Origin of the sequence: Azomonas macrocytogenes, from assembly GCF_014191985.1 — a bacterium.
In the GTDB taxonomy this organism is placed as follows: Bacteria; Pseudomonadota; Gammaproteobacteria; order Pseudomonadales; family Pseudomonadaceae; genus Azomonas; species Azomonas macrocytogenes.
In genome coordinates this window covers 36,041-52,678 of record NZ_JACHXI010000023.1, presented here as the reverse complement: position 1 = coordinate 52,678, position 16,638 = coordinate 36,041, and the positions used below count along the sequence as shown (strand labels likewise).

General features: G+C 56.3%; 11 protein-coding genes and 1 pseudogene. 9 read left to right on the top strand and 3 right to left on the bottom strand.

All coding sequences use genetic code 11. The features are described from left to right. The 7 genes from FHR87_RS19315 to FHR87_RS16810 form a co-directional block, all read left to right on the top strand. Positions 1–97, top strand: a 97-nt coding sequence (locus FHR87_RS19315) for a hypothetical protein (RefSeq protein WP_246336079.1), incomplete at its 5' end; no start/stop codon positions are given. Positions 98–224: 127 nt separating this feature from the next. Continuing rightward, positions 225–1,496 carry a sugar MFS transporter gene (locus FHR87_RS16835; protein ID WP_183167901.1) on the top strand — a complete coding sequence of 424 codons (1,272 nt, stop codon included), beginning with the start codon at positions 225–227 and terminating at the stop codon, positions 1,494–1,496. 27 nt (positions 1,497–1,523) lie between these two features. Then, entirely contained in the window at positions 1,524–2,498 is a 975-nt protein-coding gene (locus FHR87_RS16830; protein WP_183167900.1) for a carbohydrate kinase family protein, read from the top strand. A gap of 214 nt (positions 2,499–2,712) precedes the next feature. Further along, positions 2,713–3,930 (top strand): aldose 1-epimerase family protein, encoded by a 1,218-nt coding sequence (locus FHR87_RS16825; protein WP_183167899.1) that lies wholly within the window; start codon positions 2,713–2,715, stop codon positions 3,928–3,930. 557 nt (positions 3,931–4,487) lie between these two features. Then, a complete protein-coding gene (locus FHR87_RS16820; protein WP_183167898.1) occupies positions 4,488–7,814 on the top strand; it encodes an efflux RND transporter permease subunit in 3,327 nt (1,108 codons plus the stop codon). Further along, the gene (locus FHR87_RS16815; RefSeq protein WP_183167897.1) at positions 7,814–9,073 is read left to right on the top strand and encodes an efflux RND transporter periplasmic adaptor subunit; all 1,260 of its coding nucleotides are present in this window, start codon (positions 7,814–7,816) and stop codon (positions 9,071–9,073) included. Before FHR87_RS16820 ends, FHR87_RS16815 begins: the two co-directional genes overlap by 1 nt. Next, entirely contained in the window at positions 9,070–10,527 is a 1,458-nt protein-coding gene (locus FHR87_RS16810; protein ID WP_183167896.1) for a TolC family protein, read from the top strand. Before FHR87_RS16815 ends, FHR87_RS16810 begins: the two co-directional genes overlap by 4 nt. A 73-nt stretch (positions 10,528–10,600) precedes the next feature. Here the strand turns inward: FHR87_RS16810 and FHR87_RS16805 are convergent, their stop codons facing one another. Continuing rightward, positions 10,601–12,238, bottom strand: coding sequence for a Na+/H+ antiporter (locus tag FHR87_RS16805; protein ID WP_183167895.1), 1,638 nt, complete (start codon positions 12,236–12,238; stop codon positions 10,601–10,603). A 211-nt stretch (positions 12,239–12,449) separates the two neighbouring features. Beyond that, positions 12,450–12,545, bottom strand: a pseudogene (locus FHR87_RS16800) (amino acid ABC transporter permease); the annotation flags it as partial. Positions 12,546–12,720: 175 nt separating this feature from the next. On the opposite strand from FHR87_RS16800, the gene ppnN reads away from it, so the two are divergent. Beyond that, a complete protein-coding gene (gene ppnN / locus FHR87_RS16795) occupies positions 12,721–14,094 on the top strand; it encodes a nucleotide 5'-monophosphate nucleosidase PpnN (RefSeq protein WP_183167894.1) in 1,374 nt (457 codons plus the stop codon). A 200-nt stretch (positions 14,095–14,294) separates the two neighbouring features. Next, positions 14,295–15,230: an aliphatic sulfonate ABC transporter substrate-binding protein gene (locus FHR87_RS16790; RefSeq protein WP_246336075.1), complete on the top strand. Its 936-nt coding sequence runs from the start codon at positions 14,295–14,297 to the stop codon at positions 15,228–15,230. 279 nt (positions 15,231–15,509) lie between these two features. Here the strand turns inward: FHR87_RS16790 and FHR87_RS16785 are convergent, their stop codons facing one another. Next, positions 15,510–15,836: a DUF2790 domain-containing protein gene (locus FHR87_RS16785; RefSeq protein WP_246336074.1), complete on the bottom strand. Its 327-nt coding sequence runs from the start codon at positions 15,834–15,836 to the stop codon at positions 15,510–15,512. Positions 15,837–16,638: the final 802 nt, after the last annotated feature.

The following is a 16,638-nucleotide window of genomic DNA, read 5'->3' as shown; positions in this document are numbered from 1 at the left end:
CGTCTACAACCGCCTGACCAGCTACGAGGCAGAGCCGGCCGAGGATTCCTCGACCCAGGGGCTGATCGATCATTTCCGTGGTCGGCACCGCGGCTGAGCCTCCATTAATCCAGGTAATAAGCGGCGGGCATAAAAAGCCCGTCCACCGATTGCGTCGTGTTCCAGTTTTCGGATCGGAGCATGGCCGTTGTACCCAGACAACAACTCCAAGAGGAATGGTTACGATGAGCGTCGAACTAACTCTGCAAGAGCGATCGAAGATCATTACCGGCACAAGCAACCCTGTTTCGAGGAAACTCGCTTTTGCCCTGGTGACAGCCCTGTTCTTCATGTGGGGATTTTCCCACGGTTTGCTGGATGTGCTGAATCACCACTTCCAGGAAACCCTGAACATTTCTAGAGCCAAATCCGGATTGGTACAGACAGCGTATTTCGGAGCCTACTTCGTCATGGCTCTGCCAGTCGGGGCGTTCATGCAACGCTACGGCCACAAAGCAGGCATTCTGCTTGGTTTGGCGCTGTTCTCACTGGGCTCGCTGCTATTTCTGCCAGCCTCCTGGTCGGCAACCTTCGAACTATTTCTGGGCGCGCTTTTTGTGCTTGCCTGTGGTTTGGCTTGCCTCGAAGTTTCCGCCAATCTTTATGCAGCAGCGCTGGGCAATCCCGAAACTACCGTGCAACGCCTGAACTTCGCCCAATCCTTCAACGGCTTCGGCGTCTTTCTCGGACCACTGCTGGGCGGCGCAGTACTCTATGCACCACCGCTGCGCATTGGAACCGAAATCATCGCACCGACTTCGGTAATCTATGCCGCGCTGGCAGTGCTGGTCCTGCTGTTGATGCTGGTCTTCACTCGTATCTCATTACCCGAAATCGCTAACACAGAACAAAACAAGACTACAGATAAAGAAAATTCTTCGCTGTGGGCCAGGAAGAACTTCACTTTTGCCCTGCTCGCCCAGTTTTGCAATATTGGCGCTTATGCGGGTGTAGGAGCCTTCTTTATCAATTTCTGCCTGGAACACTGGCAAGGAATATCGGCGCAATATTGCTCGTTCCTATTGTCGATCGCCATGGTCGGCTACATGATCGGCCGGTTCTTCGGTACTTGGTTGATGCGCCGTATTCCGGCTCGCCATTTGCTGCTTGGTAATGGTCTCGCCTGTGCCTTTCTCTGCGTCGTCGCCATGATGGCTGTCGAAAAGGTTTCCGTACTGGCAGTGATCGCCATGTATTTCTTTATGTCTATCATGTATCCGACCATCTTTGGCATGGGTGTAGCCGGACTGGGTGAGAAGACCAATAAGGGTGGGTCCATCCTGGTAATGACGCTGGTTGGTGCAGCTATCCTGCCGCTGGTCATGGGAGCCCTGGCTGATGAATTCAGTATTGCGACATCATTTATCGTCCCGTTCCTATGCTACGTGGTAGTAGCTTTGTATGCCCTTTCGCAAAAATCGATAGGGTCTTCCGTTTCCAGTTCTGCCGCCTGCTAGGCCGGTAATGCGACAAGGAGATATGCAATGTTTTTAGTATGTGGCGAAGCTCTGTTCGATCTGTTCGTCGATCCTGCGCATAGTGAATTTCCCGGTAAGGTCGGCTTTACCGCCATTGCTGGCGGTTCTCCGTTCAATGTGGCCGTTGGCTTGAGCCGGTTGGGTGTAGGCTCTGCGTTGCTGACGGGTGTGTCGAACGATTTTCTTGGCCAGCAACTGCGGCAAGTGCTGGAAAACGAAGGCGTATCGACCCACTATCTGGCCCAGCCTGAAGCAACCAGTACAACCTTGAGCCTGGTAGCTGTCGATAAGCGAGGCGTCCCGCACTACAGCTTCTACGGACATTCAGGGGCGGATCGTCAGTTGCTACCGTCTCATGTACCTGAAATCGGCAAGGAAATCCGGGGAATCCACGTAGGTTCATATTCTCTGGTCGTGGCGCCGACAGCAGGAACCCTGTATGAACTGGTCCACAAATCGTCCCAGGATCGTCTGATCACACTTGATCCGAATGTCCGCCTGAATGTTGAGCCCGATCTCGATGTCTGGAGAGAGCGGATCACGGCATTCGCCCAGCATGCCCATATCATCAAGGTCAGCGAAGAGGATCTGGAGCTGCTCTATCCTGGACAGGACCCACAGGTAATAGCCGCTACATTGCTTGCCAACCAATGCCAGCTGGTCTGCTTGACCCATGGTGAGAATGGCTCAAGTGTTTTCACCCGCAATCATGGTAACTGGACCAGCCCGGCATGCCAGATCAATACGATAGACACCGTGGGTGCCGGCGATACCTTCCAGGCAGCGCTGATTACCTATCTGCTTGAAAACGGCTTCGATACACCGGCCACTCTTGCCACGCTGCAACGTGCGCACATTGAAGCAATGATTGACTTTGCCACGCAGGCTGCGGCCCTGACCTGCCAGCGTCACGGACCGGACCTACCTCGTCGTCATGAACTGCCCCGCGCAGGCAATGAACTACAGGCAGCTGCGCTCTGAGAGCCTGTTCACGATCTCGCGAGCCAGGGCTAAACGGTGGCAAAAACGGCTGAAGAAGCGGATCGGGCTGGCGATCCAGGTCGGTTTCAACGCCGTTTGGCCGACACACAGCAGATCGTGAATAGGTTCTGGAACACGTGGTGGATAGGATAGAGGCTGGATAAACCCCGGTTTTCCAGCCTGGACATAACCTCGATAACAACAAGGACTTCTCATGAACAAGCTTTCCTCCGGCCTTATCGGCCTAGGTGCATTGGCGGGCGTCACACCCGCACTGGCCCTGGAGCAGGTGCTGATCGATACTGACAAGCCGGCACAAAACTGGAGTATCGACAGCAAGCAACTCGGCATCGAAACCGACAAACCGTTTTCGATCACAGTGCGAACACTGCATGGCGGACGTCAGGAAGGTGTCAGCCTGATCGATATCGACAATGGCTCCATGCGTATCACAGTGGTGCCAACACGTGGCATGAACGTGTTGCGCGCCGTTGCAGGAGACGTGAAGCTGGGCTGGGATTCGCCTGTCGACGAGGTAGTCAATCCGGCCTTCATCGAACTCAATAGTCGCAACGGCCTTGGCTGGTTGGAAGGCTTCAACGAGCTGGTCACTCGTTGTGGCTACGAATGGATTGGCCATCCCGGCCTGGACAACGGAGAGCTACTGACCCTACACGGCCGTGCCTCGAATATTCCAGCCTCGAAAGTCACTCTGAGCATCGACGAAAAGCCGCCTTATACCATTCGCCTCAAAGGTGAGTTGAAGGAAAAGGCATTCAAGAAGGTCGACTTCGCCATCACCACTGAACTGGCCACTGACCCAGGCTCGTTACGCTTTACCCTGAATGATACCCTGACCAACGAGGGTGATTATTCGCAGGAATATCAGGTGCTTTACCACAATAATTTCGGCCCACCGTTGCTGGGACAAGGCAGCCGTTTCGTTGCCCCGCTCAAGCAGGTCTCGCCCTTCAATGAAAAAGCCCGTGCCGAGCTTTCCAGCTGGCAGGATTATCGTGGCCCCACTGAAGGTTACGACGAAACCGTCTATAACCTGGTTCCCTATGGGGATGACCAAGGCAATACGCTGGCTGTGTTGCACAACGCTGCCGGGGACCTGGGTATTGCAGTGGATTTCAATACCAACCAATTGCCGGTGTTCAGCCTCTGGAAAAATACCGATACCAAAGGCCAAGGCTATGTTACCGGTCTCGAGCCAGGTACCAGCTTCTCTTATAACCGTAGCCTGCAACGCCCGTTGAATCTGGTTCCAACCATTGGCCCCAAAGAGCAGCGAAACTTCCAGGTCGGTTTTTCATTGCTGCCGAAAAAAGAAAATATCGAAGCAGCCCTGAAAAAGATTGACGAAATCCAGGCGGGGCGCGGGATCGAAGTGAAGGAAGCGCCACTGGTTAAATTGGACAAAAACTGACCGTTGCAGCTTTTCCGGGAAATTGTGTTCGTTACACGGTGAGGCCACGCCTTTTGGCGTGGCCTTTCTATATATTGATAGTGCATGAATTGGATTAATGTTCGTAAAGTTACGATTTGTATTTATGATGTTATAAATAGCCTATTGCAATGTAGCCTTTAGTAACAACTTAACTCCTGTTCCGCCCCCTTTCCTCTGAACCGCTTGCACTGCGAGCCGGCCTTTCCACGCTCTACCCAAGCAAAACAACAAGCACAAAATCCGCGTCCTTGAGCGGTTACTGCACATGCATCGTGATATATGCATAAAGCAAATGTGAAAATGCCGTGAAAAAATATATTTTTGTCAACTTTAATTCTTAAAAAGTTCCGATTTAAAAATATTTCTAATTGTTACGTCGAGTATCAACATTTTATAATTCCTCCTACGCAAATGTACTGCCCGCCTCATGGGCCATGCGTGTTTCAAGGATCAAGATCGCTTGCCGGAATGGCATTGCGCCGAACCGATACACAAGCCTTCATAAATCCCCTCTTAAAATTGGGACGCCTGTCTATATGAATGCGATTGTCATTACCGCTCTGCGAAGGCCCTATACGTTCGTTGTCCTTTCCCTGCTTATTCTGATGTTCGGGATCAGGTCGGTTTTCCATACCCCGACAGATGTATTCCCCAATATCAAAATCCCCGTTATTTCCGTCGTCTGGACCTATTCCGGTCTGATGCCGGAAGACGTTGGCGGACGCATCGTTCGCTACTATGAGCAGGCCGTCACTTCCACGGTGGAAGGCATCGAACATATCGAAAGCATTTCCTATTACGGGAGTTCGATCACCAATATCTACTTCCATCCAGGCACCGATCTGGGCCCGGCCGAAGCAGATGTTGCCTCGATTTCACAAACGGTCATCCCGCAATTGCCACCCGGCATCTCGCCACCGATGATCATGCGTCTCGAGGCATCGTCAGTGCCGGTGCTGACCATGCAGGTGACCTCCGACTCACGTACCCCGGCAGATCTCTACAACCTTGCCTTCGCCCGGATTCGGCCCTTTGTCGTGACGGTTCCGGGGGCCATCATTCCACACCCCTATGGTGGCAAGCCGCCTTTCCTGCTGGTCAACCTCAACCAACAGCAGTTGTTGGCACATCACCTGTCGGGCGTGGATGTCGAGAAAGCCCTGGAGAAGCAGAGCATCGTGCTGCCAGCCGGCGACCAGAAAATTGGCCGACAGGACTGGATGGTGCAGACAAACGCGATTCCGTTGGCTATCGACCATTTCGAAGACCTGCCAATCAAGAAGGCTGGTAACGCCTACATTCATTTGCGCGATATCGCCGATGTGTCCCTCTCCGGGCCGCCACAAACCAACTCGGTACTGGTCAAGGGCAAGCAGGCCGTGCTGGTCGTCATTATGAAGAGCGGCGAAGCCTCAACGCTGGATGTGGTGCAGGGTGTCAAGGATCTGATGCCGAAATTGCAGAAGATTCTGCCGCCGGATGTTCATGTCAGTCTCATGAACGATGCGTCGACTTTCGTGAAAGATTCGATCAAGGATGTGGTCCATGAGATGGTCACCGCTGCCGCGCTGACAGGTATCGTGGTGCTGCTCTTTCTTGGTTCATGGCGCGCCACAGTCATCATCGCTACCTCGATTCCGCTGGCCATTCTCTGCTCCATCATCGGGCTCGGCTGGGCGGGCCAGACCATCAACGTCATGACCCTGGGAGGATTGGCACTGGCCGTCGGCATCCTTGTCGATGACGCAACCGTCATGATCGAGAACGTCGATACCCACCTGGAAATGGGCAAGGATATCGAAACGGCGATCATCGATGCCGCCAACCAGATCGTCATCCCGACCCTCGTGGCGACGCTCTGTATTTGTATCGTCTGGTTCCCGCTGTTCACCCTGGAAGGTGTCTCCGGCTGGCTGTTCATGCCAATGGCCGAAGCCATCATCTTCGCCATGCTCGCCTCGTTCATCCTGTCGCGGACCCTGGTTCCGACTATGGCGAAGTACCTTCTTGCCGGCCATGCCCACCATGCCGCCACTGAACATCCACATGCACCGGCGCATCCGCATGAAGCAGCAGTACTGGATGCGGCGGAAGAAGCGGAGTTCAACGAGGAGCACCACCGGCAATTGCAACTCGAAGCCAAGCGCACCGAGTATGCGAACAAAATGCTGCCAGCCGGCGCTGGCCACGGCACAGCGGAGCATACGGAGCCCAGTAAGCCTGGTTTCCTAAGCCGCTTCCAGAAGGGCTTCGAGAGAGGGTTCTCGAACTTCCGCGAAGGCTACCGTGATCTGCTGGAGAAAGCAGTCGCACACCGTGCCGGATTCGTCTTCACCTTCCTCATCCTGGCCCTAGCATCCACCAGCCTGTTCTACTTCAGTGGTCGTGACTTTTTCCCGGAAATCAAGTCCGGCACCCTACAGATGCACATGCGGGCGCCGCTCGGTACGCGTATCGAGGTCACCGGTCGTATCGCGACCCTGGTCAACCGGGAAATAGAAAGACTGCTGCCAGGCCAGGTCGAGGGAATCGTCAACAACTGTGGCCTGCCGGTCGGTCCGCACAACCTGGCGTTCATCCCGACCCCAACCATCGGTACGCAGGATTGTGACCTGACGATCTCGCTGAAGAACGAAACCTCGCCCGTGTGGGATTATCGAGCCATTCTGCGCGAAGGACTGGCGAAGAAATTCCCCGGTACCGTCTTCACCTTCCAACCGGCCGATCTCACCGCCAAGATCCTCAACTTCGGCTCTCCAGCACCTATCGATGTGCAGGTTTCCGGCCTCAACGCCCAGGAAAACTACGAGTTCGCCCTAAAGCTCGAAGACAAGCTGAAGAAAATCACTGGCGCCGCTGACGTCAATATCCAGCAAACGATGCGCACGCCGACAATCATGGTCAACGGCAACCGCACCCTGGGCCTGAGCAGCGGCACGACGGAAGAGGATCTGGCCAACAACGAGTTGATCACCCTGTCCGGCAGTCAGCAGGTGCATCAGAGCTACTGGCTCAACCCGGAAAACGGCCTGTCCTATCCCATCAACATCTATACCCCACAGGAGCAACTCACCAGCGTCAACGACCTGATGACCACGCCGCTCGGCAACGGCGATGGCAACCCGGACGGCAAGCCGACGCAATTTCTCGGCAGCATGAGCACCCTCATGCCGAAAGGCACACCTGGCCAAGTTTCGCACTACAACCTGATTCCGCTCTTCGACATCTATGTCTCCAACGAAGGACGTGACCTGGGTGGCGTAACGGCGGATGTGGAGAAAGTCATCGCCTCCATGGAAGAGGAATTGCCACGAGGTGCGGCAGTCGATATCCGCGGTCAAGCCGAAACCATGGAAAGCTCTTACAGCCAGCTAGTGGCTGGCCTGGCGATCTCGGTCGCTCTCATCTACCTGCTGATCGTAGTGAATTTCCAGTCCTGGCTCGATCCGTTCATCATCATCACCGCCCTGCCGGGCGCACTGGCGGGCATCGCCTGGGGGCTGTTCCTCACCGGAACCAACCTCTCCATCCCGGCCCTGACGGGGGCGATCATGTGCATGGGTACAGCGACGGCGAACTCGATCCTGGTCGTGTCCTTCGCTCGTGAACGGCTGGAAGTGCATGGCGATGCCATTCGCGCCGCCATCGAAGCCGGTTATGGCCGGATTCGCCCGGTCGTCATGACCGCAGCTGCCATGATTATCGGCATGGTGCCCATGTCCATGAGCAACTCCCAGAACGCACCGCTCGGCCGGGCCGTCATCGGCGGCCTGACAGTGGCGACCATTTCCACCCTGCTTTTCGTTCCCTGTGTCTACGCCATCGTCTATTACCGGAACAACCGCAAGAAGGAGAGCGCCTGATGCGCAAGAGTAAAAGCAAAAGTGGCGTGATCCTCGCTGTCGTGGTCGTTGCGGCTGTTGGCGGGCTTGGCGGCTATCAGGTTTACGACCAGATACACCGGACCGAGGAACTACGCGAAGAAACTCTCGAAGGAGCAATCCCCAAGATCTCCGTCGTCAATCCGGAACCAGGCCCGACCGAGCAAAAACTCACCCTGCCGGGATCGGTCGAAGCCTGGTACCAGGCACCAATCTATGCCCAGGTCTCCGGGTACGTCAAAATGTGGCACAAGGACTTCGGCGCCCATGTGAAGACCGGTGACCTATTGGCAGAGATCAACACGCCGGCGCTCGATGCTCAATATGCCCAGGCCAAGGCCGACTTGCGTTCGGCGGAGGCCAAGTATCATTTGGCGGTGGTTACCGCCAAGCGCTGGGTAGCCTTGCGCCATTCCCAGGCGGTATCGGAGCAGTCCATCACCGAACAGGAAGCCAACGCGCGATCCGAGAAAGCGTTGTTCGAGGCAGCCCAGCAGAATGTCAAACGCTTCGAGGCCTTGCAGAAGTTCAAGCATATCGTTGCGCCGTTCGATGGCACCGTGACCTCGCGTTCGATCAACGTGGGCGACCTGGTCAACGAAGGCGGTGGCAACCTGGGTGCGAGCGGTGACGCAACGGAGCTGTTCTCCGTCGCCGATACCCATGCCATGCGCTTGTTCGTCTCCGTTCCGGCGGTATTCTCCTACATGCTCAAACCGGGTCTGACCGCAGATGTCGAAGTTCCGCAATACCCCAACCGGCACTACACGGCGGACTTTCTGACGGTAGCCAAGGGGTATGATCCAAACACCCGTACAGCCGTCACCGAGTTCACCATCGATAACACTGATGCCAGCCTCTGGCCCGGCTCCTACGCCACCGTCAAACTGACGGCGCCAGCGGATAGCCATATTCTCACCATTCCGACCAGTGCCCTGGTGTTCGAGGAAAACGGCCTGCAAGTGGCGAGCGTGACTGCCGATAACCATATCCATTTCAAACCGATCACGTCCGGCAAAGTGCTTGGCGAACGCGTCCAGATCACGGACGGGCTCACCACGGCCGATCGCATCGCCGACAACCCACCCGCTGCATTGATGGAAGGTGAAGAAGTCCAGCTCGTCCCGCCGACACCCGGTTACAACCATGGTCCGTCCAACCATGCAGGAGCCCAGGATGAAACCTCCGAGCATGCCGGTGCGGCAGCCCATCAACCTCCGGTGCAAGAGGCGAACAGATGAAGAGATTCTGGCCCGCGATAAGTCGTTCTGCCGGTCTCGCGCTTTTCATGAGCCTGTCGGCTTGCGACCTGGCACCTACCTACCAACCTCCGGAGTTCGTCGTCCCGGCGAACTGGCAAGGCAACGGGCCCGGCTCCGCCGATTCCACGCAGACGGTCCAGCCTGGCTGGTGGAAGCTCTACCACGATCCGGTCCTCGACCGGATCGAGGAACAGGCAACGGCCAATAACGCGGACCTGCAGGCCGCCGCCGAACGTTTCCAACAGGCACGCGATTCGATGATGCAGGCGCGCTCGCGGCTTATGCCGCAAGCGCTCCTTGGCTTCGGTGCCTCTGCCAGCATGGTGTCTTGGGAGCCGGATATCTGGTCGGCAATCCGCAACGAAACCCGCGCCCAAGTCGCCGCTGCCCAGCAACGTGCCGCCGAATACGCGGCGGCGCGCCTGAGCCTGCAAGCCGAAATCGCCCATGACTACTTTGCCCTGCGCGGTCTCGATGCGCAGGATGCGAACTATAAGCAGTCGATCCAGTACTACGAAAAGTCGCTCGACATCGTGCAGACCCGTGTGACAGGTCTCCTGTCGCCACGGCTCGATGCCGTGCGCGCCCAGGAATTGCTCTACAGTACCCGGGCGGAAGAGCTCGATATACAAGCCCAGCGGCAGGTAATGGAGCACGCCATCGCCGTGCTGAGCAATGTCGCTCCCAGCAATTTCCATATCGCGCCGGTCGATACCAATGCCAATACGGCCGTACCGAGTATTCCGGCGAACATCCCCTCTTTGCTCCTGCAACGTCGCCCCGACATCGCCCGTGCCGAGCGGATGATGGCCGAAGCCAACGCCAATATCGGCGTCAAGCGCGCCTCCTTCTACCCCAATGTGTTCCTGCGTGCCGGGGGAGAAGAGTCAGGTGTGGGCGTCGAACTACCGGTCTTTACCGGTGGCGCACGCCGGGCTGGCACGCAGCAGGCCTGGTCGATGTATCGGGAAACCGGCGACAACTATCGCTCGACGGTGCTCAACGCCTTCCGGGAAGTCGAGGACGGCCTAAGCCGGGTAAACCGTTTCAGCGAGGAACTCAAGAGCCAGCATGCGGCGGTCGATGCGGCAGGCCAGACTCAGGACATGACCATGGAACTGTACAAAGGCGGCCTCAATACCAGCCTCGATCTGATCGTGGCCCAGGTAAATACGCTGCAATCCCGCACCCGGGAAGTGCAGGTCAAGATGGAGTTGCTGCAATCTTCAGCTGAACTGATTCGCGCCCTCGGCGGCGGCTGGAACCAAGCCGCTTTGCCGACATCCGACCAGATCCAGCCCTTCGGCACCCTGCAATACAATGATTTGGACAAGCCCACTCCGACGGGTGGCATCGATGTGAACACCGACCCCAAGGCCGGCACCGATCTGACGCGTTCCGTATTGCTGGAAGAAAGCAAACCAGCGCGCTAAGCCTGCCAGACCTGCAACAAAATATGGGCCCGAACTCCGGGCCCATGCCTACCACCTCAATGCCACCTTACTACTACCGGACCTGCTGCGTTTCCATCAGGTCGATATCGCGGATCAGCTTGCGGGCTACCTCCTCATCGAGCAACTTGCGCCGCGCCAGGCGGAACAGCTCATCACGCTCGGCGCGCAGGCCAGCCAGGCGCAAATGGCGCTCGATTTCCTCGGCCATGCGGTAATCCTCCTGCTTCTCCACTTGCTCGGCATGACTGTCGATACGATAGCGATAAATATCGGTAATCCGCGCAGCAGCCTGGATATACAGGTCGACATCCGGACGCCCCTCACTCATCTTGTGCTGGGCCTGTTCGATAGCACGGATCGCCGCTTCCGCCGCCAGATCGCGAGCCCGATCCACTTCGGCATGTCTTTCCGGCTCGGCAGGCATATCGATTCCCTTGAGCAACAACGGCATGCCGATACTGGCGACTATCAGCGAAACGATGATCACCCCGGCCGCGAGCAGAATCGCCAGATCCCGTGCCGGAAACGGCGTGCCATCATTCATCACCAGCGGCAAAGTCAGCACACCGGCCAGGGTGATCGCCCCACGCGCACCAGCCACCGAGGTCGCTGCAGCGATACGCCAGACCTTGCGTGGCCTGGGTTCGGTCGATTTGCTCCCGAAAAACCTGGTGACCCGAATGGAAATCCAGACCCAGGCGAAACGCAGCAGACCGAGCGCCAGGTTGATCACCAGCACGTAGAAAAGCAGTTGCTGCCAGTCTGGCCGGCCAATTTCCTCCATCGCCAGGCTGGCGCCGGCGACGATACCCGGCAACTGCTCGCCGAGCAGGACGAAGATCAAGCCGTTGAGCGCAAACTGCAGCATGTCCCAGACCGCGGTACGCTGCACCCGCGTCACCGCCAGCACTTTGCCGGACAGCTCGTTGTAGCTCATGGCGATACCGGCGGCCACTGCGGCAAGAATGCCCGAACAATGCAGATGCTCGGCAGCCTGGTAGGCCAGGAACGGCATGATCAGACTGATGAGAATCTGCGCGCCAGTCTCTTCGCCAAAACGGTGCGAAATCCAGGACTTCGACTTGTTGATGATCCAGGTGATCGCGACGCCGATGGCGATACCACCCAGCGACAATTGCAGGAAAGTCAGGAAGGCTTCGGTCAGCACGAAGCTGCCGGTCAACGTAGCGGCCACGGCAAAGCGCAGACAGACCAGGCCGGAAGCATCGTTGAGGAGCGACTCGCCCTCGAGGATGTGCATCAGGCGCTTGGGCACCGGCACCCGTGCGGCGATCGCCGAAACCGCCACCGGATCGGTCGGCGAGATCACTGCCGCCAGAGCGAAAGCCACTGACAACGGTATGGTCGGGATCAGCCAGTGGACGAAATAACCAACCCCCAGCACAGTGAATACCACCAGCCCCAGGGCCAGGGCCAGAATCATGCCTCTATCGCGGAACAGGCCTTCCTTGGGGATTTGCCAACCGTCGAGAAACAGCAGGGGCGGCAGGAACATCAGGAAAAATACCTGAGGATCGAGCTCTAGGCGCCAGTCCGACACCATGCCGATACAAGTACCGAGAAAGATCTGCACCAGCGGCGACGGTAAGGGAACAGGTGACATGCGCACCAGAATGCTGGCGACCAGAACGGCCACGAACATGACCAGAATCAGCGTGATGGTTAGCATCAAAACTCCTGAAAACATCCGAAACAGCCGCTGCATCCACTGAGCAATCGACGCGGCAGACAAGCACAGCGAAACGGCGGCGGACGTTTCAGGGTAACAAAATCGCCGTTACGGAAAAAACGATCAAGCAGCAGATATCGAAGCAGATCCAGTACCTGCCGCAAAAATTGCCTCCTGCGATTGACGCCGCATCGGCGGATTGCCTGAAAGAATTGATCAGAAAACTCAGCAGACCGAAAAACAGCAGGATCAAGGGCATCAACTCCAGCACATTGTCGCGCTGGGTCCAGATCATGATCGAGGCGTAGTTGTCAGGTTGTGAGACGTCATTCAACCCAAACCCCTGCCCCGCGCCAGCAGCAGCATTTGCTTTCTCGTCCAACCACTGAAGAAAATAACCGCCACGTGCGATCATGATCGACGCTCACCCTCCTGATGCGACAGGGTCTTGGCCCATCAGCATCGCCCACAAGGAACCTAGAATGGCTCCAAGACATGTAATCAATGCTTCGGTAAGTCCCAAAGGCAGTCTGGAAACCCTATCTCAACGCGAAGTACAGCAACTGAGCGCCGCCGGTTCGGGCAGCGTCTACACGCTATTCCGCCAATGCGCCCTGGCGATCCTCAACACGAGCGGCCACAGCGACAACGCCAAAACGATTCTCGAGCTCTACAAGGACTTCGAAGTCCGCATCCACCAACAGGATCGTGGCGTGCGCCTGGAACTGCTGAATGCGCCAGCGGATGCTTTCGTCGATGGCGAGATGATTGCCAGTACCCGCGAAATGCTGTTCAGTGCCCTGCGCGACATCGTCTATACCGAGAGCGAACGCGGCAGCCCGCACATCGACCTGAGCAACTCGCAGGGAATCACCGACTACGTCTTCCACCTGCTGCGCAATGCCCGCACCCTGCGTCCCGGGGTCGAGCCGAAAATGGTGGTGTGCTGGGGCGGTCATTCGATCAGCGCCGAAGAATATCGCTACTCCAAGAAAGTCGGCCACGAACTGGGTCTGCGCAAGCTGGACATCTGCACCGGCTGCGGCCCGGGTGTGATGAAAGGACCGATGAAAGGCGCCACCATCGCCCATGCCAAGCAGAGGATCAACGGCAGCCGCTATCTGGGGCTGACCGAACCGGGAATCATCGCGGCCGAGACGCCCAACCCGATCGTCAATGAACTGGTGATCCTGCCGGACATCGAGAAGCGCCTGGAAGCCTTCGTGCGCGTCGGCCACGGGATCATCATCTTCCCCGGCGGCCCTGGCACTGCCGAAGAGTTTCTCTACCTGCTGGGCATCCTGATGCACCCGGACAACCGGGAGCTACCCTTCCCGGTCATCCTGACCGGCCCCAAGAGCGCCGCGCCCTACCTGCAACAATTGCATGCCTTCGTCGGCGCCACGCTGGGCGAAGCTGCACAGAGCCACTATCAGATCATCATCGACGACCCTGCCGAAGTGGCCAGGCACATGGCTCAGGGACTGATCATGGTCAAACGCTTCCGCCGGGAGCGCAACGACGCCTTCCATTTCAACTGGCTGCTCAGGATCGAAGAAGGGTTCCAACGCCCGTTCGAACCCTCTCATGCCAACATGGCCAGCCTGCAACTCAAGCGCGAATTACCGCCTCACGCGCTGGCCGCCAACCTGCGCCGCGCCTTTTCCGGCATCGTCGCCGGCAACGTGAAAGACAAGGGGATTCGCCTGATCGAGCAACATGGACCCTACGAGATCCATGGAGATACCGCGATCATGCAGCCGCTGGATCGCCTGTTGCAGGCGTTCGTCAATCAACATCGTATGAAACTGCCGGGCGGCACGGCCTATGTACCCAGCTATCGAGTGGTAACCTGAAAAGCGGATCGAGGCTTGCGGAGAGCCTCGATTCATCCTCGGCAACATACCTATATTCTTATATCCAAAGGCTATTTATTTTCCATTCCGGATTTTGCTTAGGGTATAGCCAACCGGACCACCGGAGCCTCGCCAATCCAGCCTGCTCCGGTTCATCTTTGCGATGCCGCGATGCGGCATTATCAAAGATGAGACATTCGATGAAACCCCTCGCACGTTACCTCTACGGCCTGCTGCTGGTCGCAACCACCTGCCTGACCCAGGCTGAAACCCTGGATATCAGTTATCAGCGCTCATCAACGCTGCTGATGCTGCTGAAACGCAACGGCGCCCTCGAAGAACGCCTGAAACCCTTGGGCTTCGAGATCAAATGGCACGAATTCTCTTCAGGGCTGCTCAGCTCGCTGAATGCCGGCAGCGTCGACCTGCATGCCGATGTAGCCGATGCCTTCGCTTTGTTCACCCAGGCTGCCAACGCGCCCCTGACCTATTACGCCAAGGAAGACAGCCAGCCGGCAGCTCAAGCGATTCTGGTCGCCAAGGACTCGCCAATCCGGAACATAGCCGAGCTCAAGGGACGCAAGGTCGCCGTGAGCAAAGGCTCGGGCAGTCACTTCCTGCTGTTGTCTGCCTTGCAAAAAGCCGGACTGAGTAGTAACGACATCCAGCCCCAGTATCTGGAAGCACCGGATGCACTGGCAGCCTTCGTCAATGGCCAGGTGGATGCTCTGTCCATCTGGGATCCCTTCCTTTCCAGCCAGGAGCGCAGTGGCAAGGTCCGGGTGCTGGCCAATGGCAGCGACGGTATCGCCGCCTATTACCGTTTCTACATGGCCACCACCACGTTCGCCGAACAGCATCCGCAGGTGCTGCAAATTGTGTTCGACGAGCTGCAGAAAACCGGCAGATGGGTCAAGGAGCATCCACGCGAAGCGGCTGAAATCCTCGCGCCGCTATGGGGTAACCTGCCCGTGGAGGTCGTCGAACAGGCCAATAGCCATCGCAGCTACTCCGTCATTCCTGTGCGCCGGGATGAGCTGGACGAGCAACAGCGAATCGCTGACCTTTACCAGCAAGCCCATATCATTCCCCAGAAGCTGAATGCCAGGGACATCCGTATCTGGCAGGCACAGTAAACCAGACAACCGCACCAACATCTCCCTTGCGGCTACAGCCCGAACAGCTGTGCCGCATTGCCGTAGAGCAGCTTGTTGCTCATCACCTGAAACCGGGAGCCAGGAAATCGTCGACGGACTGGCCCAGTGACATTAGCTTGATTACCAGCAGCCAATCGAAGAACAAGCCTTCGGCTTTGATGGCTTTGCCTCTGTGCGAACGGCAACGGCTGTTGCCGCTTCAAGGATGCACGTTGGGGAATTGGCTACTTGCCTAGTCAAGACAGCCAGAATTCTGGATCAGCTACCCGTTCTTGAGCAGAGATTTACGGTCGAATATTCCATGACATGCCGCTGCCCCTGGTAATCATCGTAGGTCATTCGGGTAAGCACGGCACCGCACTCATCAGCAGCCCGCGTGATGCTGATCACCTTGGCAATATTCGGATGCATTGAGTAATGGTATTTTTCGATCTTCGCAGACGTCTGCTGCTCCGTCGCCGTGCCATACGCAGGACGCGAAATAACCGTATCCAGTTTATGATCAGCCGCAGGTTCCTGTATTCCGCCGGCTACAGCCGTACACGACATTCCAGCCAAAGCCAGCAAAGCAATTAGTTTTTTCATTGAAGGTCACCTATCGAGCGATATTTCATGGGTTGATTCCATCAGCCTCGCAAGGAGCCAGCACCAACATAAGAAAAACCTTTTTTATTACATACTCCCTTTTAGCGCCGCTACCTTATTTAGCTGAGATATGCCTTTACTGCATTTATTAAGATAAGAGCTCTTCATTGAAAGGTTCCAGCGGCAGTTACAACAATGACTTTTGCCAGAATCTGCAATAATCCAACTCTCAACTTTATGCAGCAACGCTCAAGATCGCGGCTTGCTGACGATTCTCAATGCCTGCTGAAAACCTTGTGCCGACGAGCCCGCTGCGAATGGCTGCACCTCGTCGGCAAGCGTAAGCTTCCCTATCCAAGCGGCCCCTCAAATACCCATGCCGCAGTAGTACCCTATCGCCTGACGGCAGATAACTGCGCCTCAATAAGCGCCACCTTTCAATAACACCCGAGTGAATGTATCTATCACTATCAACACTCATTCAAATATTAAAACAATTTAAATCTATTCAAAAACAGTTTGAGATATTAATTAAAGATTTCCACAAGTATATTTTTTACGTGAAAACAACCTCAAAAATCACGTTGAACCGTAATAACCAAATCGATGATCAGCATCATGCAAGATGCACATCAAACTCATATAATCATTTTTATATCAATAATATAAATACATCATACAACAATCACCAGGTATCTTTTTGATCAACTGTTCAATAGCCAACAGTGATCTCGATTAACCATTAAATCGATCCAGGCCAATTTCTCATCGTCATACTGTTGCCTGACGTTCAACGCCATAA